General features: G+C 57.7%; 25 protein-coding genes. 14 read left to right on the top strand and 11 right to left on the bottom strand.

The features are described 5' to 3' along the window. Window positions 1-341 precede the first annotated feature (341 nt). The 4 genes from mntP (at window position 342) to EBC_RS23530 (ending at window position 2,759) form a co-directional block, all read left to right on the top strand. Complete coding sequence (mntP, locus tag EBC_RS23545) at window positions 342-911, top strand: manganese efflux pump MntP (RefSeq protein WP_013204378.1); 570 nt, start codon at window positions 342-344, stop codon at window positions 909-911. 185 nt (window positions 912-1,096) lie between these two features. Next, complete coding sequence (gene azuC / locus EBC_RS26370) at window positions 1,097-1,174, top strand: stress response protein AzuC (RefSeq protein ID WP_134824821.1); 78 nt, start codon at window positions 1,097-1,099, stop codon at window positions 1,172-1,174. Window positions 1,175-1,515: 341 nt separating this feature from the next. Next, on the top strand, window positions 1,516-2,463 hold the full coding sequence (gene cbpA / locus EBC_RS23535) for a curved DNA-binding protein (RefSeq protein WP_013204376.1): 948 nt from the start codon (window positions 1,516-1,518) through the stop codon (window positions 2,461-2,463). Beyond that, window positions 2,460-2,759: a chaperone modulator CbpM gene (locus tag EBC_RS23530; protein WP_013204375.1), complete on the top strand. Its 300-nt coding sequence runs from the start codon at window positions 2,460-2,462 to the stop codon at window positions 2,757-2,759. Before cbpA ends, EBC_RS23530 begins: the two co-directional genes overlap by 4 nt. 52 nt (window positions 2,760-2,811) lie before the next feature. Here EBC_RS23530 and EBC_RS23525 read toward each other — a convergent pair whose 3' ends face one another. The 6 genes from EBC_RS23525 to EBC_RS23500 form a co-directional block, all read right to left on the bottom strand. After that, window positions 2,812-3,156 (bottom strand): hypothetical protein, encoded by a 345-nt coding sequence (locus tag EBC_RS23525; protein WP_041692155.1) that lies wholly within the window; start codon window positions 3,154-3,156, stop codon window positions 2,812-2,814. Window positions 3,157-3,520: 364 nt separating this feature from the next. Further along, a complete protein-coding gene (locus EBC_RS23520; RefSeq protein WP_013204373.1) occupies window positions 3,521-3,982 on the bottom strand; it encodes an SgcJ/EcaC family oxidoreductase in 462 nt (153 codons plus the stop codon). A gap of 299 nt (window positions 3,983-4,281) precedes the next feature. Further along, complete coding sequence (locus EBC_RS23515; RefSeq protein ID WP_013204372.1) at window positions 4,282-4,923, bottom strand: RpiB/LacA/LacB family sugar-phosphate isomerase; 642 nt, start codon at window positions 4,921-4,923, stop codon at window positions 4,282-4,284. A gap of 46 nt (window positions 4,924-4,969) precedes the next feature. Then, the gene (gene kduD / locus EBC_RS23510) at window positions 4,970-5,731 is read right to left on the bottom strand and encodes a 2-dehydro-3-deoxy-D-gluconate 5-dehydrogenase KduD (RefSeq protein ID WP_013204371.1); all 762 of its coding nucleotides are present in this window, start codon (window positions 5,729-5,731) and stop codon (window positions 4,970-4,972) included. A 15-nt stretch (window positions 5,732-5,746) separates the two neighbouring features. Further along, window positions 5,747-6,886, bottom strand: a complete 1,140-nt coding sequence (bglB, locus tag EBC_RS23505; protein WP_013204370.1) for a beta-galactosidase BglB — start codon at window positions 6,884-6,886, stop codon at window positions 5,747-5,749. A gap of 20 nt (window positions 6,887-6,906) precedes the next feature. Continuing rightward, window positions 6,907-8,505, bottom strand: coding sequence for an MFS transporter (locus tag EBC_RS23500; RefSeq protein ID WP_407919943.1), 1,599 nt, complete (start codon window positions 8,503-8,505; stop codon window positions 6,907-6,909). Between the two features lie 346 nt (window positions 8,506-8,851). On the opposite strand from EBC_RS23500, the gene EBC_RS23495 reads away from it, so the two are divergent. Continuing rightward, window positions 8,852-9,841: an alpha/beta fold hydrolase gene (locus EBC_RS23495; RefSeq protein WP_231853725.1), complete on the top strand. Its 990-nt coding sequence runs from the start codon at window positions 8,852-8,854 to the stop codon at window positions 9,839-9,841. On the opposite strand, the gene EBC_RS23490 is transcribed toward EBC_RS23495, so the two are convergent. After that, entirely contained in the window at window positions 9,838-10,092 is a 255-nt protein-coding gene (locus EBC_RS23490) for a hypothetical protein (protein WP_013204367.1), read from the bottom strand. The genes EBC_RS23495 and EBC_RS23490 overlap by 4 nt on opposite strands. Before the next feature lie 212 nt (window positions 10,093-10,304). On the opposite strand from EBC_RS23490, the gene EBC_RS23485 reads away from it, so the two are divergent. Further along, window positions 10,305-10,928 (top strand): pyridoxamine 5'-phosphate oxidase family protein, encoded by a 624-nt coding sequence (locus tag EBC_RS23485; protein ID WP_041692154.1) that lies wholly within the window; start codon window positions 10,305-10,307, stop codon window positions 10,926-10,928. Between the two features lie 41 nt (window positions 10,929-10,969). Here EBC_RS23485 and EBC_RS23480 read toward each other — a convergent pair whose 3' ends face one another. Together EBC_RS23480 and EBC_RS23475 are read right to left on the bottom strand one after the other, a co-directional pair. Beyond that, window positions 10,970-11,986: an ABC transporter substrate-binding protein gene (locus EBC_RS23480; protein WP_049789680.1), complete on the bottom strand. Its 1,017-nt coding sequence runs from the start codon at window positions 11,984-11,986 to the stop codon at window positions 10,970-10,972. A 16-nt stretch (window positions 11,987-12,002) separates the two neighbouring features. After that, complete coding sequence (locus EBC_RS23475) at window positions 12,003-14,117, bottom strand: TonB-dependent receptor (RefSeq protein ID WP_013204364.1); 2,115 nt, start codon at window positions 14,115-14,117, stop codon at window positions 12,003-12,005. Between the two features lie 222 nt (window positions 14,118-14,339). Here EBC_RS23475 and dgcN point away from each other — a divergent pair, with 222 nt between their 5' ends. From dgcN to EBC_RS23435, 8 genes are all read left to right on the top strand, one after another. Next, window positions 14,340-15,347, top strand: coding sequence for an N-acetyltransferase DgcN (gene dgcN, locus EBC_RS23470; protein ID WP_013204363.1), 1,008 nt, complete (start codon window positions 14,340-14,342; stop codon window positions 15,345-15,347). A gap of 2 nt (window positions 15,348-15,349) precedes the next feature. Beyond that, window positions 15,350-16,315, top strand: coding sequence for an N-acetyl-D-Glu racemase DgcA (gene dgcA, locus EBC_RS23465; protein ID WP_013204362.1), 966 nt, complete (start codon window positions 15,350-15,352; stop codon window positions 16,313-16,315). A 22-nt stretch (window positions 16,316-16,337) separates the two neighbouring features. Then, window positions 16,338-18,209: an ABC transporter ATP-binding protein gene (locus tag EBC_RS23460; protein WP_013204361.1), complete on the top strand. Its 1,872-nt coding sequence runs from the start codon at window positions 16,338-16,340 to the stop codon at window positions 18,207-18,209. A gap of 33 nt (window positions 18,210-18,242) precedes the next feature. Further along, window positions 18,243-19,784 (top strand): glutathione ABC transporter substrate-binding protein, encoded by a 1,542-nt coding sequence (locus EBC_RS23455; RefSeq protein WP_013204360.1) that lies wholly within the window; start codon window positions 18,243-18,245, stop codon window positions 19,782-19,784. A 69-nt stretch (window positions 19,785-19,853) separates the two neighbouring features. Then, a complete protein-coding gene (locus EBC_RS23450; protein WP_013204359.1) occupies window positions 19,854-20,786 on the top strand; it encodes an ABC transporter permease in 933 nt (310 codons plus the stop codon). Further along, window positions 20,783-21,682 carry an ABC transporter permease subunit gene (locus EBC_RS23445; RefSeq protein WP_013204358.1) on the top strand — a complete coding sequence of 300 codons (900 nt, stop codon included), beginning with the start codon at window positions 20,783-20,785 and terminating at the stop codon, window positions 21,680-21,682. The genes EBC_RS23450 and EBC_RS23445 overlap by 4 nt, the downstream gene beginning before the upstream one ends. A 4-nt stretch (window positions 21,683-21,686) precedes the next feature. After that, window positions 21,687-22,742, top strand: a complete 1,056-nt coding sequence (locus tag EBC_RS23440) for a DmpA family aminopeptidase (RefSeq protein ID WP_013204357.1) — start codon at window positions 21,687-21,689, stop codon at window positions 22,740-22,742. Window positions 22,743-22,809: 67 nt separating this feature from the next. After that, window positions 22,810-23,631 (top strand): M55 family metallopeptidase, encoded by an 822-nt coding sequence (locus EBC_RS23435; RefSeq protein ID WP_013204356.1) that lies wholly within the window; start codon window positions 22,810-22,812, stop codon window positions 23,629-23,631. 258 nt (window positions 23,632-23,889) lie between these two features. Here the strand turns inward: EBC_RS23435 and EBC_RS23430 are convergent, their stop codons facing one another. Next, window positions 23,890-25,389: a serine hydrolase domain-containing protein gene (locus EBC_RS23430; protein WP_013204355.1), complete on the bottom strand. Its 1,500-nt coding sequence runs from the start codon at window positions 25,387-25,389 to the stop codon at window positions 23,890-23,892. After that, window positions 25,386-26,126 (bottom strand): ABC transporter ATP-binding protein, encoded by a 741-nt coding sequence (locus EBC_RS23425; RefSeq protein ID WP_013204354.1) that lies wholly within the window; start codon window positions 26,124-26,126, stop codon window positions 25,386-25,388. The genes EBC_RS23430 and EBC_RS23425 overlap by 4 nt, the downstream gene beginning before the upstream one ends. Window position 26,127 lies beyond the last annotated feature (1 nt).

Here is a 26,127-nt window from a genome sequence, read left to right as displayed (position 1 = left end):
TCAGGGGGCCGATCTCCGCCCCTTTTCTAAACAAAAGATTCCCCCATTTCCTGCCCGCCTTATCCCTCATTTCTGCTGGCTATTCCCCCAACGGCTTCAGGGATGTGACCGTTAACACAGTAATTCTTTTAGCCTTTTTGATTAAAAATTTACCGCGAAATTAGCATTCGTTAAAAAGTATAGCCAAGGCTATACTCAAATCCCTGATTTTGTTGTCTTTTTTTTTGCGAAACCCCGTGATAGGATGCGCTTCTTGTTGAGCACCCGCGCTTATTTTTTCGCCGGGACCTCCGTTTTTGATGCCTGAAGGCGTCCAGGGCCCTCAAACCGGTATAACTACAATGAACATGTACGCAACAATGATTTTGGCCTTTGGCATGTCGATGGACGCGTTTGCGGCGGCCATCGGTAAAGGTGCCAGCCTGCATCGTCCCTCACTGAAAGAGGCGCTGCGCACCGGCCTGATTTTTGGCGTTATTGAAGCGCTGACCCCGCTGATTGGCTGGGCAGTGGGCATTGCGGCCAGCCGTTACGTTATGCAGTGGGATCACTGGGTGGCCTTCACGCTGCTGTTTGTACTCGGTGCCCGTATGATTTGGGAAGGGTTCCGCAAAAAAGAATCGGTCGAAGACGCGCCCCAGAGCCACAGCTTCATGTTGCTGGCCACCACTGCGGTGGCAACCAGCCTCGATGCTATGGCTGTGGGCGTTGGCCTGGCCTTCCTGCAGGTGAACATTGTCACCACCGCGCTGGCTATCGGCGCTTCCACCATGGTGATGGCATCAGCAGGTATTTTGCTGGGGCGTTTCCTGGGCCCGGTGATGGGCAAATGGGCAGAGATATTTGGTGGTGTCGTGCTGATCGGTATCGGCAGCAGCATTCTGGTTGAACATTTAGGCCTTTTTGCCTGATTTCCCTCCTCTTTCTCTCCTTGCTGTCGGCGGGCTGCGGCCCGCTTGTTTAACCTTCGTTTAAGTTCACCTTTGCATACTACCCGCCAATTTTGTGATCTGGTTCAAATTTATTTGCCTGAAAAACGCGCTTCTTGTATACTTTTTTTGCGTTTTACTAACAAAAGTTTAATCAGGTAGCCGAAATGAAAAAATTCTTTAAACGCGTGTTGCACAGCTATGTTGAAGCGTTCAAACACGTGCCGCCAGGCGCCATGTCTTAATGGTTCCGGCCAGACACCCTCGATAGCCTCGGTCAGGGACCGACCGGTGGTTATCACTTTCTTCTGTTCTTCACTGCCTTCTACTCTCCCTAAAAAATCTTCTTACGCCTTCTGAACCCGTTCAGCCATCGGGCGATTTGCTGTGCCTGTCGATCGCCGCATTAAACTCTCCACACCCTGTAACGGGATGGTCTGATTTATTTCCCCCATCGCGCATTTACGCCTTACACTCATTAAGTACCGCGTTAAGGGTCACCGTGGGGCCTTATGGCCTCACTTGTTTTCGACGGATTGAACCCGACTTGTCTCAAAATAGTTGTGTGAAAAGAAGGTGTTAATAGATGGAATTTAAAGATTATTACGCCCTGCTGGAGGTTGAACCGACGGCAGATTTGAAAACCATTAAAACGTCGTACCGTCGGCTGGCGCGAAAATACCATCCCGATGTCAGCACCGAAGCCAATGCCGAAACGAAATTTAAAGAGATGGCAGAAGCTTACGAGGTTCTGAAGGACAGCGACAAGCGCGCTGAATACGACAATCTGCGCTTACACCGCGACGATCCCCGCTTCTCACAATCCGCACCGGACTTCGGTGGCGGATTTGGTCAACATTCTCAGGGTAATACCGGTGACTATTCTGACTTCTTCGAATCCATCTTTGGCCGTCAGGGCGGTGGATTCCAGGGGCAGACGCGACGTCATCCACCAAGACGAGGTCAGGATTTGGAAATGGAAGTGCCGATGTTCCTTGAAGAGACGCTGACCGGCGACAGCCGCAACGTCTCCTTCACCCTGCCAGTGCTGGATGAGTTTGGTCGCCAGACGGATGAAATAGCGAAAACCCTGAAGGTGAAAATCCCCGCTGGCGTGGTCGATGGCGAGCGTATTCGCCTGAAAGGCCAGGGCGTGGCGGGCAGCCACGGTGCGGCGAACGGCGATTTGTATCTGGTGATCCGCGTGGCGCCGCATCCGCTGTTTGAAGTCGATGGGCAGAATTTGCAGATTGTGGTGCCGCTGGCTCCGTGGGAAGCCGCGCTGGGCGCGACGATTCAGGTGCCAACCTTGACCGGAAAAATTGCGCTGACCATCCCGGCGGGCAGTCAGAACGGCCAGCGAATGCGGGTCAAAGGTAAAGGCCTGGTCAGTAAAAAAGGCAGCGGCGATCTGTTTGCCATTCTGAAAGTGGTGATGCCGGGCAAAGCCGATGAGCAAACGGCCGCCCTGTGGCGTGAGTTAGCGGAGAAGGCCGCCTTCGAGCCGCGCTCAGCATGGGAGAACGCATCATGAGTGAACATGTCCGCTATACCGTGATTGAGATTTGCCGTTCGGTGGATATTTCCCCCGAAGAGCTGACGGAAGTGGTGGGGCTTGGGGTGATCACCCCGCTGGAAGTGACGCCCGGCTGGATTTTCGATTATCACGCGCTGCGTAGCCTGCGCAAAGCACGACAGCTGCAGGTTGAGCTTGAGCTGGAGTGGGCGGGTATTGCGATGGCGCTGACGCTGATGGAGAAGGTGGAGCATCTGGAGAAAGAGAACGCCCATCTGAAGCGCCAACTTGAGCGGCTGCTGCACACTCACTAATTTGACGGCGTGGCGAAGTGTTCAGGGTCGGTTCGCCCGACCCTGATGCGCTTTAATCCTGGCTCTGATACTCGTCCAGCGTGGCGTTCTGGCAAGCTTCGGGGCTCTGACGCGCTTCTTTTTTCTGGTTTTCATTCAGGTTCATCCAGGCGGCAATCACCGTTCTGGCTTCATCTTCATCAAACTCAGGTTTTTCCTGCGCGGAAGGCGACTGACCGCGTGCATCCAGCGCCTTCAACTTAGCAATGTAGCTGTCCACGGACCCGCTGGTTTTTTCCTGGGTCACTAGCGTACACAGATTGGCGATATAGCCCTGAGCCGGATCTTCAGAGTCATCTGCGGCCTGCGCCGCGCCGGTTGCTGCCAGAATGGCGAGCAGCATTAGTGCTTTTTTCATACCTGCTCCTGGTAAAAGGGGTGAAGTTAACGCATCTTCCATCAGGCAGCCTTTAAATTGCAACTGTTTCAGCCTGCTCGCCAGTGTTGATCGGATTGATGACAGAATTTCATTCAGGCTCTTTTTAAGAGTCAGGATCGCACGATGGTGGGTTTTGCCGCTCTGGTACCGTGCTTCAGCATTGGTCTGGCCCGGGCCACGGTGGGTATCGGTGCAGCATAAAGCCTGAAGCACGCGACGAAACGCTGGAGCGTATTCATTGCTTTCGCCCAGCGCGCGCCTTATGTTCCCCGCGCACCGATTGCCATTGTCGATATATATACATTGGCCTTTATGGCTGGACGGGAATAATCAGATAAAGGGGTTATTTAACCTGTTCTGGCATGGCAGAAGAGTGGTGAGTTGAAATCAACCATTTCTCGCCATTCCAGGCATAGGTAAAGGTATAACGGGCTGCCGCTTTACTGCCGTCTTTAAAGGTAAAGGTATAGGTTCCGGTATCAATCGCTTTATTACAGCCCAGACGAATATTGCGGCTATCAATATGGCCAACCGGTTTTTTCGCTAAAAACTCTTCAAAATAATGAATGCGCTCTTCGTCGCTTAAACGGACCTGATTAGACAGCGTCGGTAGCAATACCGCGTCCGACAGGTAATTTTCTGAAACGGTTTTCGCATCGCCGGTCTGCAGCGAGGCGTTCCAGCGATCGAACATTGACGCCACTTGTTTCTCGGTCGTTTTAACACAGGCGTTATTTTCCTTGGCAAAGGCCGCAGAAGACGTCAGTACGGCAGCAATAATAAGGACGGTTATTCCAGATTTCATTTGTTTTTTCCCATGATGTTTAACTGAATGCGATTTTTAAAAATGAAAGGTAGCAACCGTTAATTAAACGAGGCATAAACCTGTGGGCGCGGGGAAAGAGGGGAAGCTTGACCTCTGATGTAGATCAATTTTAGGGGTGTTATTTAATCTAACTGGCAGGGAATAGTACTTTACGCAGTAATTATACGCAACATTATTAAAACCATGATGGTGAAATGGCAGTTTACATAATCGTGTTTTTACAGGGTAAAAAAATACCGGCAGCCACCGGATAGTGGCTGCCGGTAATGATGAAATGATTATTGCTGAATCAATTTTCTGACCCAGGCAATAATCTCGGCATCTTTACCGTGTTCAAACAGGCAATGCTGGAAGCGTTTGCCGCCCACGGCGGTTTTCACCAGTTCCGGGTCGATGGCCCGCAGCGTATCGAGGTAGTTCTCCTTGATGACCGCGCTTTTCACCTGGTTCAGAATGCCTGCGTTACGGACCTGAGGCTCTTTACGGTCAAGCGGATAGCCTTCGCCTTTGCGACCGGTGAAGGCTTTCTCAAAGATATAGCGGACGTTCAACTCCGCGCCCCAGCCGAAGCCTTTAGCAAAAGGTAACGACAAGGCGTTGCCGTTATTGATCTGCGCAAACAGGAAGGCGTCCGCCGGATCGATACAGTAGCCGCACACCACGCCTGGATGGATGTTCAGCGACATCAGCGCGCCCTGGCCGGTGCCGCAGCCGGTGACGACAAAATCCACCGCTTTAGCATTCAACAGAATGCTGGCCATGATACCTAAGTGAATATAGGTCAGATGGTGGTCCTGATCGTCCTGCATACCGACGTTAAACACCGCATCTTTGTTTTCTTTAGCGACAGCTTCCAGTTGGGTTAATACCAGCGCATTTTTTCCCGCCTGGCTGTTTTCCATCATCAGTGCAATATTCATATTTACTCCCGTTTAAGGCTTATTCGTTCAAAAAGGGCAGAAAGGGCTAGCGTGCAAGCCAGCCGCCATCCACCGCAAGGGTGTATCCGTTAACGTAGTCAGACGCGTTGGAGGCGAGGAATACCACCGGGCCCATCAGGTCCTCCGGGGCTCCCCAGCGTCCGGCCGGAATGCGATTAAGAATGTCTTTGTTGCGCGTTGGGTCGTCGCGTAACTGCTCGGTGTTATTGGTCGTGATATAGCCGGGTGCCAGCGCGTTGACGTTGATGCCATGCTTCGCCCATTCGTTGGCCAGCTCGCGGGTCAGGCCCATCACCGCGCTCTTCGAGGCGGTATACGACGGCACGCGAACCCCGCCCTGAAAAGAGAGCAGGGACGCGATGTTGATAATTTTTCCGCCGTGGCCCTGTTTAACGAACTGACGGGCGACCAGCTGGGACAAAAAGAACAGCGTCTTGATGTTCACATTCATCACGTCGTCCCAGTCCTGCTCGCTAAAGTCCAGTGCCTCATCGCGGCGGATGATCCCGGCGTTGTTGACCAGAATATCGATCTGCCCCATTTCGCCGACCGCGCGTTCAAGCAGCGACGCCAGTTGATCCTGTTTGCCCAAATCGGCCTTCAGACTCAAAAAACGTCGACCTGCTGCCGTGACTTCCTTAGCGGTTTCTGTGGGTTCACTGCGGTTTATGGCCACGATGTCGCACCCGGCTTGCGCCAGGCCGACGGCCATACTCTTCCCCAGCCCGGTATTACATCCGGTGACCACGGCGACCTTGCCGTGGAGAGAAAAATCGTTAAGGATCATGCGGTTTTCCTTTTTTTACAGATAAACGTGCAGGTATTCCACCAGGCATAGAATCGCCATCGCCTGGCCATACGGCATCGACGTCAGCGGGACCTGGCGGTAGTAATCGAGGTTTTTGCCCATCGCGGTGCCGAAGGAAACCTGAGTCAGTTCACCCTCGGCATTGATATGCTTAATCAGTCCTTTCAGCGCCTTTTCAGCTACAGCGATGTAGCGGTCGTCGGCATAGTGGCAGCGGGCGGCTTTCAGCATGCCGAAGGCAAAGCCTGCGGTGGCCGAGGCTTCCAGATAGGAGGTCGGATCGTCCAGCAGCGTGTGCCACAGCCCACTCTCATGCTGGCAGTTCTCTAACGCCGCCAGCTGGCTGGCAAGGACCTGCTGAAGATAACGCCGGGTGGCGTCTTTCTCCGGCAGATCCAGCAGCTCAAGGAATTCCGGGATAACAATCGTCAGCCAGCTGTTGCCGCGCGCCCAACGGGCATTGGCAAAGTTGTGGTGGCCTTCAAACGTCCAGCCGTGGAACCACAAGCCGCTCTGGCGATCCATCAGATGCTGGGTATGCAGCAGGAACTGATATTTCGCCTCTTCGATGTAGTCCGGGCGGTTCAGCAACTTGCCAATCTTCGCCAGCGGCAGCACGGTCATCATCAGCGTGTCGTCCCACAGCTGCTGATGGTTTTCCTCTGCCAGCGTGATGTGTTGCAGACCGCCGCAATCGGTACGCGGCATCTTGTGTACTATCCAGTCGGCCCAGCTTTCCAGATAGGGCAACCAGCGCGGGTCTTTACTCTCTTCATAGCGGTAGGCCAGCGTCAGGAACGGGCAGACGGTGTTGACGTTGCGGGTGGTGGAACCCTCCGCAAAGCGGTCGCGAAACCAGTCATCAACGATGGCCCGCAGACGATCGTCACCGGTCTGGCGGTAGTACTGATGAATACCGTACAGCCCGATGCCGTGCGTCCACTCCCAGCCTGCCCAACCCTTGGTATCAATTACCCGTCCGTCATCCAGTCTTAACAGGAACTCGCCGGACTCATCGGTAATGTTCACCAGGTTATCCACCAACTTATTGATCAGCTGATGTAATTCTTTACTGGAGATAAAGCGGTCCGGCTGGCGGAGCAGTTCGCTGTGTTTTACGGGATAGACCAACATATTTTTTTGTCCTCGAATATTCAGGGATGACGGGTTAACTGACTGGCGACAGGTTCAACCAGCGGCGCGACGGGCAATGGCGTCACAGCAGGCTTGTTGCGGTTGAGGTAGCCAATATTGTTGTTGCCCCACAGTGCTTCGTACGGCAGTCCGGCCAGCATCTCGACGGTTGCCCGGGCCTGAGGGGTGATATTGCCGGGCACCACATTGCCGGCTGCTCGCATTTTTTCTGTCTCTTCACGCAGCGTCTGATGCGTTGCCAGATTCAGCTTGAAGCGCAGTGAGATAAAGAAGCCGATGCACAGCATCACCAGCGTGCCGCCACACAGGATGCCGAGAATGGCGTGGCTGACCGTCGGGGATTGCACGCTGCTGCCGGCCACAAAACCGGAGAGCTGCATCAGGATGCCGACCAGCATCACCGCGCCCGCCTGGGAGGCTTTGCGGGTCAGGGTCATGATCCCGGCAAAAATCCCTTCACGGCGCTGTCCGGTGATCACCTCGTCAACGTCAGAAATGTAGGTGTAGATATTCCACGGCACATAGTTGATGCCGCCGCGACCCAGTCCGGCAAGGCCCGATACCAGCAGCAGCAGCGAGAACACATCGCTCAGGCCGGTGTAATACAGCACGCCGTAAGAGAGGGTGCTCAGACCGAACAGCACCACCACGATGCGGTAAGAAGGCGCAGGCCCGAAGCGGATGCACAGTGGGATCATGCCCATCACGGCGATAAACTGCATGATTGCCATGGTGCCCATCAGATTAGAGGCCAGGCTGGCGCTTTGCATCAGCACGAACACCACGTAATAGGTGAACACCGCATTGAACACGTCCTGGGCGATATAGCCGCCAAGATACATGCCGAGATGCTGGCGGAAGATGCGCACGCGCAGCGTGGACGTCAGCTCAATCTTCAGTCGGGAAAGGCTTTGCCCGAGCGTCAGTTTCTGCTGCTCGGCTTCCAGTGCGGCAGCGGATTTTTTCTCGGCCGGCCGTTCCCAGGTGTTAAACCACACCAGCGTCAGCACGATGGCGCAAATCACCGAGAACACCAGGCTGGAATAGAAGAAGGAGATCGCATTATCTTTGCCGAAGTAGCTGAGCAACACGCCCGGCAGGAAAGCCGCCAGAATGGCTGAAAGCTGCGCCAGCGCGATGCGTGCGCCAGAGAACTTGGTTTTCTCTTTGAAATCATCGGTCATTTCCGGCACCAGCGTTTCGTATGGCACCAGAATTGAGGTGTAAACCACTTCGAACACCAGATAGGTCAGCAGGTAATAGACGTAAGTCATATCGCCGACCCACATCAGGCTGTAAGTGAAGACCAGCGGGATACCGGTCAGAATGAAGAATTTGCGGCGACCAAAGCGCTTGCCCAGCCAGGTCGAACCGAAGTGGTCGGTAAGATAGCCCATCAGCGGGCTGACCACGGCGTCCAGCACGCGGGCCATGGCAAAGATGGACGTGGCTTCAATCGGGCTGAGCCCGCAGAAGGTAGTGTAAAAATAGAGAAGCCACGCAGAGGTTAGCGCCATGGTGCCAGCGCCGAGAAAATCACCTGATCCGTAGGCTAAATAAGTTAGCGTTCCTGGTTTACGTATCATCATAGTGCCCATCCTGGTTAGACAACTGTCAGACCCGGCCTTATGTCGGGGATGAGCTAAGTTAGAACCAGCACGAACAGAAAACCTTTGCGATTTTGCCAGGTTTAGGGGGTAGGTGACATTAAAAAGAAGAAACCGGACACCGATCTCACCAATTTAATAAAATGCCGTTTCATTTTTATTGAAGTGCCGTCTTGATTGCCAATTTTAGTACGGTTTTTCTTCTTTGCGCTTCTTTACCTGTCACATCCGCTGACAGACTTTTTTATCCACTATGGTTAAGCCTTGTTTATGCTGATTTTTCCTCTCCCTTTCCTCATTTGATAAGGATAAACCTGTGTCGAACATCCTTCGTGGCCTGGTCTTTGCCAGCCTGGTAACCGGTTTCTCTGTAACGGCGGCGGAAACCACGCCGACCTACGGGCCGGAACTGCAAGGTTTTGATTTCCCTTACCCAATTCAGAAATTCGATTTTACCTCGCAGGGCCAGCCGCTCAGCATGGGCTATATCGATGTGCAGCCGAAAGGCCAGGCCAACGGCCGCACGGCGGTGCTGATGCACGGCAAAAACTTTTGCGGCGTGACCTGGCAGGACTCGATCGATGCGTTGAGCCACGCCGGTTACCGGGTGATCGCCCCGGATCAGATCGGTTTTTGTACCTCCAGCAAACCCGCTCATTACCAGTACAGCTTCCAGCAACTGGCGTTGAATACGCAGAACCTGCTGAACAAACTGCATATCGACAAGGTCACGCTGGTGGGCCATTCAACCGGCGGCATGCTGGCAACGCGCTTTGCGCTGATGTATCCGCAGGAAGTACAGAAGCTGGTGTTGGTGAATCCGATTGGTCTGGAAGACTGGAAAGCGAAGGGCGTGCCGTGGCGCAGCGTCGATGACTGGTATCAGCGCGAGCTGAAAACCTCGGCGGCCAGCATCAAAAAGTATGAGCTGAACACCTATTATGTTGGTCGCTGGAAGCCAGAATATGACCGTTGGGTCACCATGCTGGCCGGATTGAATAACGGACCGGGCCACCAGATTGTCGCCTGGAATTCGGCGCTGCTGTACGACATGATTTTCACTCAGCCGGTGTACTACGAGTTTAAGGATCTGAAAATGCCAACCACGCTGATGATTGGCACCTCAGACACCACGGCGATCGGCAGCGATATTGCTCCGCCGGAGGTGAAGGCAAAAATCGGCCATTACAACCAACTGGGCAAGCAGGTTGCCGCGTTAATTCCGCATTCCACGCTGATTGAATTCCCGGGAATGGGGCACGCGCCGCAGATGGAAGAGCCGGCGAAGTTTAATCAGGCGCTGATTAAAAATCTGGATCAACCTTAACGGCACTGAGAGGTGCAGGCCTGCAGGCAGGACTGCATCTTGGCACCACAGCCACTGTCATTGTTGCGCTGACACTGGCTGTTTTGCACATAGCAATTTTGCTGGCACAGGCTGACATCACACTTTGCCGCCACCGGCGTGGCGATAATATCCTGCTTTGGCGGCACCAACGGCAGTTGAGACATTTGCGAACAGGCGGTACCTGAGAACGCCAGCGCCAGCAGGGCCAGAATGCCAGTCATCTTCATCATTATTTCCCCAGAAAAAAGCATGCAAAAGCGATACTGACAGCATAGATAGCCTGGTCAAAAACGCGAAGATTACCGGGCTGATATGCGACGACGGCCGGATGAAACCGTTGCCGGTAACCCATCTGCCATCCTGGCGCTGTACTATGATTATCGGCAAGGTGCTTTGTCGGCGTCGAGCAAAGCACAATTTCGATCAAATTTGCGGGGATAACATGTCAGACGAGCAGGATTGCATTACAACGCTGGCCGCGCTTGAACAGCTGTATGGCGAGGTTGCAACGCCGTCGTTGATGAAAGTAACCGACCATATTCACCCGGCCTACCGCCCGTTTATTGACTCTTCTCCCTTTGTGGCACTGGCGACATCAGGCCCGTCAGGTCTGGACGTTTCGCCCAGAGGCGACCCGGCCGGATTCCTGCATATCGAAAATGAGAAAACCCTGCTGCTGCCGGATCGGCGAGGCAATAACCGCATCGACAGTTTGAGAAATATCGTCAGCGATCCTCGTGTGGCGCTGCTGTTTTTGATCCCCGGCATTGGTGAAACGCTGCGGGTAAATGGCGTTGCTGAGATCAGCATCAATCCCGAGCTGCTGGAACGCTTTGCGGTCGAGGGAAACAGGCCGAGATCGGTGTTACGTATTACGGTAAATAGCGTGTTCTTCCAATGTAGCCGGGCGATAATCCGCGCCCGACTGTGGGATCCCGCCACCCAGCTTGAACGCGCTCAACTGCCCAGCACCGGCAGCATCCTGAAAGCCCTTTCCCAGTCAGCTATCGACGGCGAGGCTTACGATCGGGCTTTGCCGGGGCGGATTAAGGACACGCTTTACTGAGTGGCTTATCAGCGTGGCTTGAGTGCTCACACTTTACAGCCTCATTCCGGCCCCAACACCCGCAAGATCCTACCGGCCTGATCCGCCGTTAGCGGGTAATCAAAGAAGCGCTGATAGAAATCCTGGGTGGTTTTCACCATATCGAGATCCGGGAATAACGCCGGATGCAGCAGTTTTGCTGCCCACTGGATTTGCAGCGCGGCTTCGGTACCGTAGCGATCCCAGGGGAAAACCCCGGCCGGGTTTTGCCACACCTGATGGTTTTTCACCGCATTCAGGCTGCTAAATAGTGTCGCGTAATCGGAGTCAGCAATAGAACCTGCACCGGCACCAATAATGATGATATCCGGCTGCCAGAACAGCACGTTCTCCGGCGAGGTTTCCTTCATATTGCCGCTCACTTCCGCCGCCGCATTGCGCCCGCCGGCCAGTTTGATCCAGGTATCAATCAGCGTATGGCTACCATCCACTTTTAACGGATGCAGTGACTCAATATGCAGCACGCGCGGGCGCTGGTCAGCCGGCAGCGCCGCCGTTTTGGCCTGAATCGCGGCAATATGCTGGTCCAGATAGGCATTGTATGCCAGCGCCCGCCGACGCGCTTTCTCCGTCCCGACCACCTCCGCCGTGGTCAGCAGGGAGCGCTTCATGGACGGGAAGTCGTCAAAACCCATCACCAGCGTTGGCAGGCCAGCCTGGCGATAGGCGGCGGCATCGCCATCTTCCGCCGCGACAAACACGGCATCCACTTTTCGCGTCAGCAGCGCTTCGCTCTCGAAACTGCGGCCATGCACCGACAGCGCCTGATTTAACGACGGCTGGATTTTAAACATCCACGGCCGGTCTTTGGCGTGATTTACCGTCGCCACGATCCGGTCGCCCGCACCCAGCGTCATCAGCAGCGAATGGTGCGCATACCAGCCATCGGCAATGCGCGTTGCCTGAACGGGAACGGTGACGCGATTCCCCGCGTCATCGGTTACCGTGCGGGCGAATAGCGACTGGCTAAAAGTGGTCAGGCTCAGTGCCGCCAGCAGCGGCAGCAGGATCGGGCGCATGTTCATCAGGACCTCATCAGAAATTAAGCTGCATGGAAATCTGCACCATTCGCGGTTCGCCAATCTGGGCGCTGGCATAACCGGCACCGCTGTAGCCGTTCAGGCCGCCGGGCACGATGTTGGTCCAGTAATGGCGATTGGTCAGGTTGGTCATATCCAGCCGGAACGTAGTGTCGGTATTGAAAAGCCGCGTTTTGTAGCGGGTGCCGGCATCGAAGGTGGCGTAGCTGCCCACCCAACTGTCGTTGGCGTTATCGGTGCTGCGGCGGCCAACGTAATGCATACCGCCGTGAATATCAGTGCCGCTAAAGAACGGCAGATCGTAAGCAGCAAACAGGCTGGCGGTATAGCGTGCCAGGCCGACAATCTGCTTATCGTCGGTGGTTGCGCTGGCGGTATCGCGCAGGCGCGGATCGAGCCAGGTCATGCCGCCATACAGATGCAGATTTTCGCTGAGGTCGCCGTCGGCCATCAGCTCCAGGCCCCGGTTGCGCTGGTTACCGTCAACGGCGTATTCACCGCTGGTGGTGGTATAGGCAAACGGGCGATCGATCTGGAACAGTGCGGCAGTGAGCAGGACTTTGCCTACCGCCAGCTTGCTGCCCACTTCCACCTGCTTGCTGCGGTACGGCGCCAGAATATTGCCGGCGTTGGCGGCTCCGGTCGGTGCGGTATCGCCCTGTTGCAGGCTGTCGGCATAGGTGACGTAAAGCGTCAGCGGATCGACCGGCTTAAACATCAGGCTGGCTGAACCACTGAACCCGCTGTTATTTGACTCGCTGGTGCGGCTGCCGGTTTTGGCGTAGTTCGCCGAACTCAGGAAGCTTTCGCTGCCGGCCAGCAGCAGGCTCCACTGCGGCGAAAAGGTCAGCGTATCGCTGAGTAAGAAGGCCTGCTGGGTGGCGGTCGCCGAATGGTAACGATGCGTAAAGTCAGGATAGTCCGGCTCGGCAAACGCCTGCGGATTGTCCAGCGAGGCGCTGCCGAGCGTTGAGGTTGCGCCGTTGCGCGGGTTTTCATTCTTCCAGACAAAGCCGCGCATGCCGGTCGAAATCTGGTGATGCAGCCAGCCGGTGTCCACTTCGCCGTTGAGGTTCGCCATATAGCTGTTTATGGTAAAGCGGCTGGCGGTGGCGGATGAGGTGGTGGTTTTGTAATGGCCGGCGTTGTCGGTAAAGGTGTTGGTCACCGCGGTCGATTCGCGGTCGGCAATCTGGCGCAGTACGCCCACTTCGCCCTGCCAGTTGCCATCAAAATCATGCTTCAGATGCAGGCTGGCGGTCAGCGTATGGTTATCGTCACCGGCATAGGACTGGCCGAGGTGAGCGGTTTTCGGGTTGGGTGCTGACGGGAACGACAGGCCGCTGCCCAGCGCGAATTTGCCCGGCAGGCCTTTATCATAGAAGTGGTAGTAGCTGAAGTTGGTTTCCAGCACGGTTTTATCGGTCAGGTTGGCGTCCAGCGCCAGGCTGAATAGCTGACGACGTTTTTTACTGCCGCTGACGTAGCCGTTGCCTTCATCATCAAGGACGTTCGCGCGATATCGCAGACGATCGTTATCATCCAGCGGACCGCTAAAATCACCCGACACCAGATGGCTCAGCCCGGTTCCACCACCGAAGGTCAGGCTGTGCTGCGCGATATCAGTCGGGCGTTTGGCGACAAAGTTAAACAGGCCTGCCGGGTTCGCCGGGCCATACAGCGATCCCGCCAGCCCGTTCAGCACCTCCAGATGATCAAACTGTTCCGCCGCGTAGTCGGTGGTGGACACCACATTCAGCCCATCAATCATCGAGTTCTGCACCACGCTTCCCTGCATACCGCGGGTCTGCGGCCGCGCGCCATCGCCCTGCACGGACGGCATATAGCGATAGATATCGCTGAGGCTTTTCAACTGCTGGCGCTTCATCAGTGAAGGGGAGATGACCTGAACAGCATAGGGCGTGTTGCGGACCTCCTGCTTACCGAGATTACCGAGCGTGGCCTGTTTATCCACTGCGGGAACGTCGCTGTCCGGCGCTGCGGCGGTGACCGTCAGCGTCTTATCTGCCGTTGCTGCCTGCGCGTGCAGCGCAAAAAGAATCAATATGCTAAGCGCACTTGCCTTAAAAGAGGGGTTTACCACTGCCATTGTTTTAATTTGCCTTACGATGCTGAGCGGCTCGGGCGGCCACCTGTGCGGGGATGCTGTAAAAAGAGCGCAGAGGTTAGCATATCGCTATATCAATTAGTATATAGCGACTCGCCATAACCCCAGGCTATACCCTGCCGATAAACAAGCATTATCCCGGCTGTCATAACAGTGAAATAGTCTTCTCAGGCAAACCCTGCAACCTGATAAGAGAAAACCCTGATGCTGATCCCTCAACCCTATTTGTTATTCCTTGGCGACGTTACCGATCCGCTGGCGGCGAAAACGGCACGCGGCATCCACGTCTGGCGTCCTGAGCAGTGCGTTGGGCAGATCCGTCTGCCGGGCTGCACCGTCTCTCTGGGCCTCGACGATCTGACCATTGAAGCCGCCGTCGCGGCCGGGGCGAAAACGCTGGTGCTCGGCACCGCCAATGCCGGTGGCTATCTGCCGGAACACTGGCTGGACACCGTGCGTGGCGCGATCAATGCCGGACTGAACGTGGCCAGCGGCCTGCATTATCGCCTGGTGGATAACGAAGAGCTGGTGGCGCTGGCGAAAGCGCAGGGCGTTGCGCTGTTCGACATCCGCCATATGCGGCCAAAACTGGACGTGGGCAGCGGTAAGAAACGCAGCGGCAAACGCGTGCTGACGGTCGGCACCGACTGCTCGGTCGGCAAAATGTACACCTCGCTGGCGCTGGAATCCGCCATGCGTGAGATTGGCCTGAAGGCTGATTTCCGCGCGACCGGGCAGACCGGCATTCTGGTGGCGGGTGAGGGGATCGCCATCGATGCGGTGATTGCGGACTTTATCGCCGGCGCGGCAGAAGCGCTGTCTCCGGCCAACGAGGCCGATCACTGGGATATCGTGGAAGGCCAGGGTTCACTGTTCCATCCCTCTTATGCCGGCGTCAGCATGGGCCTGATCCATGGCGCGCAGCCGCACTGGCTGGTGATGTGCCACGAGATGCACCGTCCGCATATGCGTCACCTGCCGCATCAGCCGATGGTCAGCCTGGCAGACTGCGTGGAAGCCAACGTGCGTGCCGCCCATGTCACCAGCGACAGCGTTCAGCTGGCCGGTTTCGCCATCAATACCTCTAACTACAGCGAGCAGGAAGCCCGTGATTACTGCCAGCAAATCAGTGAGGAATTTGGCGTGCCGGCCACCGATCCGGTGCGTTTTGGCATCGCGGAGATTGCTGCGCTGCTGAAAGAGCGGGGCTGATTATGCGCCGGATGCAGGTTGAAGTTGTCGAGCTGCCGTTAGCGCGTCCGTTCGCCATCGCGCGCGGTACCCGCACGGCGGTGACGGTGGTGCGGGTCACGCTGGAAGAACAGGGCTTTATCGGGCGTGGCGAATGCACGCCCACCGCCCATTACCATGAAAGTGCCGAAAGCGTTACCGCGCAGCTGGCGGCGGTGCAGGAAGAGGTGGAAAACGGTCTGACGTTAAGCGAGCTGCAAAACCGTCTGCTGCCGGGATCGGCCCGCAACGCGCTGGACTGCGCGCTATGGCGGCTGGATGCCGCGCTCAACCGACAAACGCTGTGGCAGCGTCTGAATGCGCAGCCACCTGCCAGCGTGATCACCGCCGAAACGCTGAGCCTCGACAGCGTGGAGATGATGGCGGCCGCGGCGGCGGATGCCGTTTCGCGCGGGGCGATCCTGCTGAAAATCAAACTCAACCGCGACCTGATTCTGGAAAAAGTGGCGGCGATCCGCGCCGCCGCGCCGGACGCCACGCTGATTATTGATGCCAACGAAGCCTGGAGCGGGCTGGATCTCAGCAGCCTGTTCTCGGCGCTGACCCACTACAACATCGCGATGATCGAACAGCCGTTGCCTGCGGGTAACGACGCCGATCTGCAACGCTTCGATCACCCGATCCCGGTCTGTGCGGATGAAAGCTGCCATCACGTCGGCGACATCGCCGGGCTGCGCAACCGCTACGAGATGATCAACATCAAGCTCGATAAATGTGGCGGCCTGACCGAAGCGCTGGCGATGGTGGACGCCGCACGGATCCACAAATTACGGCTGATGGTGGGCTGCATGCTCGGCTCCTCACTGGCGATGGAAGCCGCGCTGCCGGTGGCCGTCTCGGCGGAACATGTTGATCTCGACGGGCCGATCTGGCTCGCGGCGGACAGCGCCCCTTATCTTTCCTACAACCAGGGTCGTATCTGGCTTTAATCCAGCGACCACCGGAGTCACGATGACGGAACGTATTCACTCAGAACCCACCGCCACCGGATCCGGCAACGCCTCGCCTGTACTGCAGGTTGAGGATTTGAGCGTCAGCTTTAGCGGGCGCTCCGGGAAAAACCTTGCGCTGAAAGGCGTCTCCTTCACCATCAATAAAGGCGAAATTGTTGCCGTGGTTGGCGAAAGTGGCTCGGGTAAATCGGTCACCTCGCTGGCGGTAATGGGCCTGCTGGCATCGTCTGCCACCATTGAGCGCGGGGCGATCCACTTCAGCCCGCGCAGCGGCGTGAAGCACCCGTTGCTGACCATGAGCACCGAGGAGCGGCGCAAGCTGCGCGGTCGCGACATGGCAATGATTTTTCAGGAGCCGATGACCTCGCTAAACCCGGTCCTGCGGGTTGGCGATCAGCTGACGGAAGCCCTGCGCGATCACCAACTGTGCGACAGCAAAACTGCCAACGCCAAAGCCCGCGAGCTGCTGCGCAAAGTGCGTATTGCGGATATCGATCGGGTGATGAAAAGCCATCCGCATTCCCTGTCCGGCGGCATGCGCCAGCGGGTGATGATTGCCCAGGCGCTGGCCTGCGATCCGCAGCTGCTGATCGCCGATGAACCGACCACCGCGCTGGACGTCACCGTTCAGGCCCGCATCCTGCAAATCCTCCGCGACCTGCAACAGCAAAGCGATATGGCGGTGCTGTTTATCACCCACGATATGGGCGTGGTGGCGGAAATTGCCGATCGGGTGGTGGTGATGTATCGCGGCGAAGTGGTGGAACAGGGCCGCGTGGAGCAGATTTTTGCCGCACCCGAACACCCTTATACCAGGGCGTTGCTGGCCGCCGTTCCGCGTCTGGGCGATATGAAAGCTAGCCGCTGGCCACAACGTTTTCCGCTGCTCGGCGAAGAGCAGGATGAGGAGGCCGGCGTGCAGATCACCGCGCGTTATGAGCAGAAACCGCTGCTGGATGTGCGGGGGCTGAAGGTGTATTACCCCATCCGCAGCGGGATGTTTTCCGCGCTAACCCATCGCGTCCACGCCGTTGAGCAGATCGATTTTTGCGTCTGGCCCGGGGAAACGCTGGCGATTGTCGGCGAAAGCGGCTGCGGCAAATCCACCACCGGACGCGCGCTGCTGCGGCTGGTTTCCAGCGAGTCGGAGAGCATTCACTTTCGCGGCGAAGAGATCAGCATGCTGAAAGAGCCGGCGTTTCATGCGCTGCGTCGGGAAATTCAGATGGTGTTCCAGGATCCCTATGCCTCATTAAATCCGCGCCTGACGGTGGGCTTCACCATTGCCGAACCGCTGCTGCTGCATGGGCTGGTGAAATCCCTGGAAGAGGCGACGCCGCAGGTCCAGTCATTACTGAAAAGCGTCGGATTATTGCCGGAACATGCCCGCCGCTATCCGCATGAGTTTTCCGGTGGCCAGCGTCAGCGTATCGCCATCGCCCGCGCCATGGCGCTGCAGCCGCAGGTGATTATCGCGGATGAAGCGGTGTCGGCGCTGGATGTTTCCATCCAGGCGCAGGTGGTTAACCTGATGATGGACCTGCAAAAAGAGACCGGCGTGGCGTGGATCTTTATTTCGCACGATATGGCCGTCGTCGAGCGTATCGCCAACCGCGTAGCGGTGATGTACCTCGGCCAGATTGTGGAAATCGGCCCGCGCCATGCGGTATTCAGCAATCCTCAGCATCCTTATACCCGTCGTCTGTTGGCCTCCGTTCCGGTGGCCGATCCTGGCCGCCGTACCGTGCGTGAACTGGACGACGGCGAAATCTCCTCGCCGCTGCGTAAAGCCGGGGAAGAAGTGGAAAAACTTCGTTACCGCCAGGTCGACCTGCATCACTGGGTTGCCGAAGGGGACATGCACCGTTAGCGCTTATTTCATTTACCATTCTGGAGAGACACCATGAAGCCGTTTTTACGTCGTTCTGCCGTCGCCCTTGGGCTGTCACTGTGTCTGGCGGGCATCGCCCAGGCGCAGGACCTGCGGATTTCCGCCTATGTCGATATCACCGGTCTTGATCCGCACGATACCTCCGACAACGCCAGCTATTCGGTACAGGCGGGGATCTTTGAACGCCTGTTCCAGTTCGACAGCAAAATGAAGCTGGTGCCGTGGCTGGCGACCGATTACACCAGCAACGCGGACGCCACCGAATTCACGCTCAATCTGCGTAAAGACGTCATCTTCCAGGACGGCACGCCGTTTGATGCCGCGGCGGTAAAAGCCAACCTCGACAGGCTGGCCGACCAGACCAAAGGTCTGAAGCGTAACAGCCTGTATAAGATGATTAAAACCGTCACCGTCGTTTCGCCAACCCAGGTCAAAATCGAACTGAACCAGTCGTTTGGCGCCTTTATCAACACCCTCGCACACCCGTCGGCGGTGATGTGGAGCCCGACCGTGCTGAAGCAGTACCCGGACGAAGCGCAGCTGCGCCTGCATCCCACCGGCACCGGCCCGTTCAAATTTGTCAGCTGGCAGCCGGGAAAAGAGGTCAAGCTGAGCAAGTTTGACGGTTACTGGCAGAAAGGCTGGCCGAAGGTCGATAACGTCTTCATTTCGCCAAGTCCGGAAGACTCCACCCGCGTTGCGGCGCTGAAGTCCGGCCAGGTGGATGCGATCTATCCGCTGCCTTCCGACCTGATCAACACCGTGCAGAGCGACAGCAAGCTGGCGGTTCAGCGCGATGAAAGTATCTACCTTTACTACATGGCGATGAACACCCAGCATAAATCGCTGGCCGATGTGCGGGTGCGTCAGGCCATCAACTACGCCATTAACCGCGATATCTGGCTGAAAGTGGCCTATGCGGGCATGGGCAAACCGGCCACCTCGGCGATCCCGCCGGCGGTGCAGTTCTACGCCAAACAGAGCGATCCGGATTACCGCTACAACCCGGAAAAAGCCAAAGCCTTGCTGAAAGAGGCGGGCTTCGCCAACGGTCTGGACCTCAAGCTGTGGGTGACCAACGCCACCGCCAGCGTGCGTGCTGCGCAGTTCCTTAAGCAGCAGCTGGGTGCGGTCGGCATTCGCGTCTCGGTGACGCCAATGGATTCCGGCGCGCGTAACGCCAAACTGTGGGGCGTGAAGGATCCGAAGCAGGCCGAATTCGATCTCTATTACGGCGGCTGGTCGACCTCCACCGGTGATGCGGACTGGGCCTTACGTCCGCTGTTCGCCACCGAATCCTGGGTACCGGTGTCGTATAACGTCTCTTACTACAGCAACCCGGAAGCGGATAAAGCCATTGCGGCAGCGCTGCAAACGGCCGATCCGGCGAAGCGTGCGGCGGCTTATGCCCAGGCACAGACCATCATCTGGAAAGATGCGCCCATCGCCTTCCTCGGCTCGCCAGATAACCTGGTCGGCAAGAAAAAGAACCTGACCGGCGTGTCGATGCTGGCCGACGGCTCGTTCCTGTTCGATCAGGCGGAGTTCCATTAATCCTGAGTCTGTGGCGGGAGCGATCCCGCCTTTGCTGCTGGTACACCCGAATTAACCAGGAAATCGCCTATGTTTGCCTATCTTGTCCGACGTTTACTGGAAATGATCCCGGTGTTGCTGGTGGTCTCCCTGTTGGTCTTTGCCTTTATTAAACTGCTGCCGGGCGATCCGGCACGAATTTATGCCGGTCCCGATGCGCCAATTGAGGCGGTCGAGGCGGCACGACAGCATTTAGGCCTCAACGATCCGCTGCCGCAGCAGTATCTGCACTGGCTGGGCGGGCTGGTGAAGGGCGACCTTGGCGTCACCTACCGCACGCAACAGCCGGTCACCGAGGTGATTGCCCAGGGCTTTATGCCGACGATGTGGCTGGCGCTGGCCGGATTTGCCTGGTCGGTATTGCTGGGGCTGATTATCGGCGTGATCTCGGCGCTGAAACGCGGGAAATGGCAGGACTGGACGCTGATGAGTCTGGCGGTGGGCGGCATATCGATGCCGCCGTTCTGGCTGGGGCTGCTGTTGATCCAGTTTGTGGCGATGCCGTTTGGCCTGTTTTCCGTCAGCGGCTTCAACCAACCCAGCGACATAATCCTGCCGGCCATTACGCTGGGATCCTCGGTGGCGGCGGTGATGGCGCGCTTCACCCGATCGGCCTTTCTGGAAGTGGCGCAGGAAGATTACGTCCGTACCGCCAGGGCGAAAGGGCTGCGTAACCGGCTGGTGACCTGGAAACATATCATGCGCAATGCGCTGATCCCGGTGATCACCATGCTCGGCTTACAGTTTGGTTTTCTGCTCGGCGGATCGATCGTGGTGGAAAGCGTCTTCAGCTGGCCGGGTCTGGGCTGGTTGCTGATCGAGTCGATCAAAACCCAGGATCAGCCGGTGATTCAGGCGCTGGTGATGCTGTTTGTCTTTGAATTTATTGTCATCAACCTGCTGGTGGACCTGCTTTACGCAGTGGTGAATCCGGCCATCCGTCTGCGTCAGGAGCCTGCATGAAGCCAACAACCGAAGCGGCCATCGCGCAAACCGTGCTCGAGAACAGTACGCTGCGCTCGCCGTGGCACGATTTTATTCAGAACCTGATACGCAACCCGCTGGCGCTGGTGTCCGGTGGCTTTATCCTGCTGCTGGTGATTGTGGCGGTGTTTGCGCCGTGGATTGCGCCCTGGGATCCGATGGCTCCCGACTGGATGGCGCTGTCGGCACCGCCTTCTGCCGCGCACTGGATGGGCACCGACGATCTGGGTCGCGATGTGCTTAGCCGCATTATCTACGGCGCGCGCATCTCGCTGTATGTCGGCGTGCTGTCGGTCACCCTTGGGATGATGGTCGGCATCGTGCTGGGACTGCTGGCGGGCTATTACGGCCGCTGGGTGGATATGCTGATTATGCGCGGCTCTGACGTGCTGTTTGCCTTCCCAGGCATGCTGCTGGCGATTGCGGTGGTGGCGATTTTAGGTCCAGGCTTAAATAACGTCATTATCGCCGTCGCGGTGTTCAGCGTGCCGGTATTCGCCCGCATCGTGCGTGCCTCGACGCTGTCGTTAAAGCAGGCGGCCTACGTTGAAGCGGTGCGCTGTGCCGGTGCGCCGGATCGGGTGATTTTGATCCGCCATATTCTGCCGGGCACGCTGTCGAACGTGATTGTCTATTTCACCATGCGTATCGGCACCAGTATTCTGACCGCAGCCGGCCTGAGCTTTATCGGTCTTGGCCCGGAGCCGGATGTGCCGGAGTGGGGCAATATTCTGGCGATGAGCCGCAATATGATGATGGCCGGAGAGTGGCACGTCAGCGTGTTCCCCGGGCTGGCGATTTTTATTACCGTGCTGGCGTTTAACCTGTTGGGTGATGCGCTGCGCGACACCTTAGATCCGAAATTGAAAGGGTAAGCAGATGGACTATCGTCAGGCCGCGCTCGACCTGTTATTGCAGCGCTGGCGAGAGACGCGCCGGTTAGGCAATCCTCGCGGCATCTGTGGTGCCACCAACAGCCTGAGCGATGTGCCGGGCGTTCGGGTCGGGCACGCCACGCTGGACGAGGGCGAACGCCAGACCGGGGTGACGGCGATTGTGCCGCCGGGCGACAACCTGTTTACCCAGCCGTTACCCTGCGGTGCGGCGGTGTTAAACGGCTTCGCCAAGCCGGTCGGGCTGGTACAGATTGAAGAGCTGGGCGTGCTGCAAACGCCGATCCTGCTGAGCAACACGCTGGCGGTGGGCACGCTGTTTACCACCCTGGTGCGCGAGGCGATTAGCCATAATCCGGAGCTGGGGCGCTCGCTGCCGACGGTGAATCCGCTGGCGCTGGAGTGCAACGATGGCTGGCTGAATGACATTCAGGCGCTGGCGGTGACCGAACAGATGGCGCAGCAGGCGTTGGAGTCTGCCTCCGCTGCGTTTTCCCGTGGCAGCGTCGGTGCCGGGCGCGGCATGAGCTGCTTTAGCATGAAGGGCGGCATTGGCACCGCCTCACGCAGCCTCCCGACACTGAATGCCACGCTGGGTGTGCTGGTGCTGGCCAACTTTGGCGCCTTAACTGCGCTGACGCTGGACGGGGTCAGAGTGGGTGAAGCGATAGAACCGCTGCTGCCCGAGCTGACGCCGCAGCGCGATGCCGGTTCGATTATCATTATTATGGCCACCGATGCGCCGCTGGATGCCCGGCAGTTAAAGCGGATTGCGAAGCGCGCCGGTGCCGGTCTGGGCAGGCTTGGCAGTTACTGGGGCCATGGATCCGGCGATATCGCGGTGGCCTTCTCCACCCACCGGGTGCCGCAGCCGCCGGAGGAGTCCGCGCTGGAACCGCTGTTATCCGCCGCTGCCGATGCCACGGAGCATGCGGTGCTGGATGCGCTGCTGAGCGCCGAAGCGGTCACCGGATTCCGTGGGCATCATCGCCCGGCATTAAGCGAACTATTAGATCGACTGGCTGCAGGCCCTGACGCCTGACGTATCCCTGGCGCGGCGCAAGCTGGCCGCGCTGCAACTCCCTGGTTTCTGCTGAAGGTCTTCCCCGATGAAAATTTTTATCTCCGCCGATATTGAAGGCATCGCAGGCGTAATGCGCCCGGAACAGTGCAGTCCGGGTCACGCCGAGTATCAGCTGGCACGTGGTCTGATGGAGCAGGAAGTGAATGCCGCCATCGACGGCGCCTTTGCCGGAGGCGCAACGGAAGTGGTGGTCGCCGACAGTCATGCACAGATGACCAATCTGCGGGCGGAAAATATCGACCCGCGCGCGCGTCTGGTGCAGGGTAAACCGCGCGGGTTATCGATGGTGGAAGGGCTGGAGCATCAGCCTTACGACGGCATGATGTTCGTCGGCTTTCACAGCGCCGCAGGCGAGTTTGGCGTGCTGGCGCATACCATCAACGGTCGGGCGTTTTACCGGGTCAAAATCAACGGCGAAGTGATGGGCGAAAGCGATATTTATGCCGCCGCCGGCGCGGAGCAGAATGCGCCATTGTGGCTGGTGACCGGAGATGACAGGCTGCAACAGTGGATGGCGGATTACTATCCGTCGGCCGATTACGTCTGCGTAAAACGGGCGATTTCACAAACCTGCGCCGAATCACTCAGCCCGGACGCCGCCCGCACCGCCATTCGTCAGGCCGCTGAAAAAGCAGTGAGGCGCGGCAGAAAAGTCAGCACCACCCGCGTTACCGCGCCTTACCAGCTGGAACTGATGGTCACTAAACCGGTGCTCGGCGATCTGTTCTGCCTGGTCCCCGGCGTCACGCGGCTGGATGCCGTCACCGTCGGATACAGCGCCCAAAATATGGCGACCCTCGTCAGCCTGCTGAGCGCGTTCTCCTATCTGGCCTCGACGCAGAACTGAACCTGACCTGTGCAAACGTGTTTCCAGCAGCGCATTGTCGATGCGGTTAATTATTGATCGACCAAAATTGTGCGAGTAGTCTGGTCAAACAGGTCAAACAGGTCAAACAGGTCAAACAGGTCAAACAGGTCAAACAGGTCAACTTTGTGGCTTGTGCTGACCTGTTTGCGGGGGATCTATGCGCAAGATGAATCTGATCACCAATGATGGCAACATCATCAAACACTGCGCCCGTTATATCGCTATCACCGCCTGTGGTTAACGCCGGTACTTCACCATCCGGCTGCGATTAAGCACCAGCGTCAGGCTGTCGCCATCGACCTGCACGGCAAAGCGCTTCTGCCACAGACCATCCTGCGCGGTGGCCAGCAGGCGGCCTTTGCCGAGCGGCACCAGCGTGGCGTGAATGGCCGCCGGGCCGATGCCCATCACCATCTTGTCACCGTTGATGACCAGTTCACTGCGCACGGCCGGAATGTGCCAGCGTCCCTGCACCGCCGACAGGGTGGTGCTGTCCGCTTCCACCGGCACAAACTGACGCGCGGCAAGGCCAATCTCACCGCTGATGGTGCTGCCCTGCTGGCGCAAACGGACCGGGAAGGTGCTGGACAGCGACACTGCTTCACCCGGCACGTCGCTGTGATAGAGATTCTCGGCATTGCCCAGCCAGTTGATGCTGTCGGCATTCACCTCCAGCCAGTCGCTGCCTTCCTCCGCCACATACAGACCGGGCGTCAGGCTGTGACCCCGTTGTGGCAGTGATTCCCCTTGCAGCGCTGCCATGATCGCCAGCGCCGAATCGAAGCTGGCGACATCTTCGCGGTTGGCGACCAATGCCAGACCCACTTTTTGCTGCGGGTCGAGCAGGAAATAGCTTTTATAACCGGCATGCGAACCGCCATGACCGACAAGTTTAACCTTGCCTGCCGACGAGTGGGCGATCCCCAGACCGTAGCCGGTCACCCGGCCATCAGCCAGCTGACGCGGGGCAGCCAGCCTGTTCAGCGTCTGCTCCTCACGCAACAGGTGCTGAAGCCAGCGGCTGAGGTCGGTCACGCTGCCGGTAATACAGCCGGACGCCGAAAGGTGCAGTCCGGCGCTGGCGAGCAGCCACTGCTGGTTGTGCTGCCAGTAGCCCGGCACCAGGCCCGGCACGACATCGAACCAGGTTTCCGGTGCGCTAAACTGGATGCCCAGCGGCCGGTTAATCTGCCCGGCGATAAGCTCAGAGAACAGCACGCCTTTGGCCTTCAGCGCTTCCTCAACCAGGCGATAACCGGTATTGGAATAGGACACTTCGCTGCCCGGCGGATAACTCAGATCGCCCATCTCGGCCAGCAAAGCCAGTAAGGCCGCGGCGCTGGTGGCGTTGTAAACCGACAGGCCCAGCAGCGAGAGGGTTTCGCGCACGTCCGGCAGGCCGGAGGTCATATCCAGCGCGCGACCGACGGTCACCTGGCCATTTTCCCCGGTCAGCTGCGGCAGATGCTGCACCAGCTGGTCGTCCAGCCCCAGATGCTGGCTGGCGGCGCCGGTCACTAACGACGCGAAAATATGCTTGGTCACCGAGGCATAGCGCACCACGGTATCACCATCGAACGCGCGGCCCTGCGCCAGATCCGCCAGGCCACCGGCGCTGATGCTGTGCATTTTCTCACTGTCGAACAGCGCGATAGCCCCGCCCGGTGCGCCGGGTTGTCCCCAGCCGGCGGTAATCTCATCCGCAACCTGTTTCGCCTGCTGCCAGTTAAGGGTCATGCCGGTTCCTCCAGCGTCATACTTAAATCAAACAGTTGCAGGGTGTGCGGGTGCTGAATGCGTCGTGCGCGCAGGTCGTCGGCGCTTAACATCTCAACCATTTCACCCTGTTGCATCACCCCAATATGCGCACACAGGTGGGTCACCACCGCCAGATTGTGCGTCACCATAATGTAGGTGAGTTTGCGTTCTTCCCGCAAATCACTGAGCAGATTCAGAATTTCCGCCTGCACCGAGACGTCCAGTGCCGAAGTCGGTTCATCCAGCAGCAGCACTTCCGGTTCGGCTATCAAGGCCCGGGCAATCGCCACGCGCTGGCGTTGACCACCAGACAGCTGATGCGGAAAACGGAAGCGCACGCTGGCTGGCAGGCCAACGTCTGACAATACCTGAGCGATACGTTGCTCCGCGCGATCGATCCGGTGGATCAGCAGCGGCTCATGCAGAATGCGATCGATTGTCTGGCGCGGATGCAGCGATCCGTACGGATCCTGAAATACCATCTGCACCTGGCGGAAAAAGTTGCGTCCACGGTTGGCAGACAGCGCCATGCCGCCGAAGGTCATTTCGCCGCGCCAGTCATTGTTCAGCCCGGCCAGCGCGCGCAGGATGGTCGATTTGCCTGAGCCACTTTCGCCGACGATACCGAAGCTGGCACCGTTGGCGACGTCGAATGACACGCCCTTTACGACCTCAAGCGATCCAAAAGCAATGCGTAAGTCTTTAATTTTAATCATG

This window comes from Erwinia billingiae Eb661, from assembly GCF_000196615.1.
GTDB classification, from domain to species: Bacteria; Pseudomonadota; Gammaproteobacteria; order Enterobacterales; family Enterobacteriaceae; genus Erwinia; species Erwinia billingiae.
This window is presented reverse-complemented; position numbering and strand designations above follow the sequence as displayed.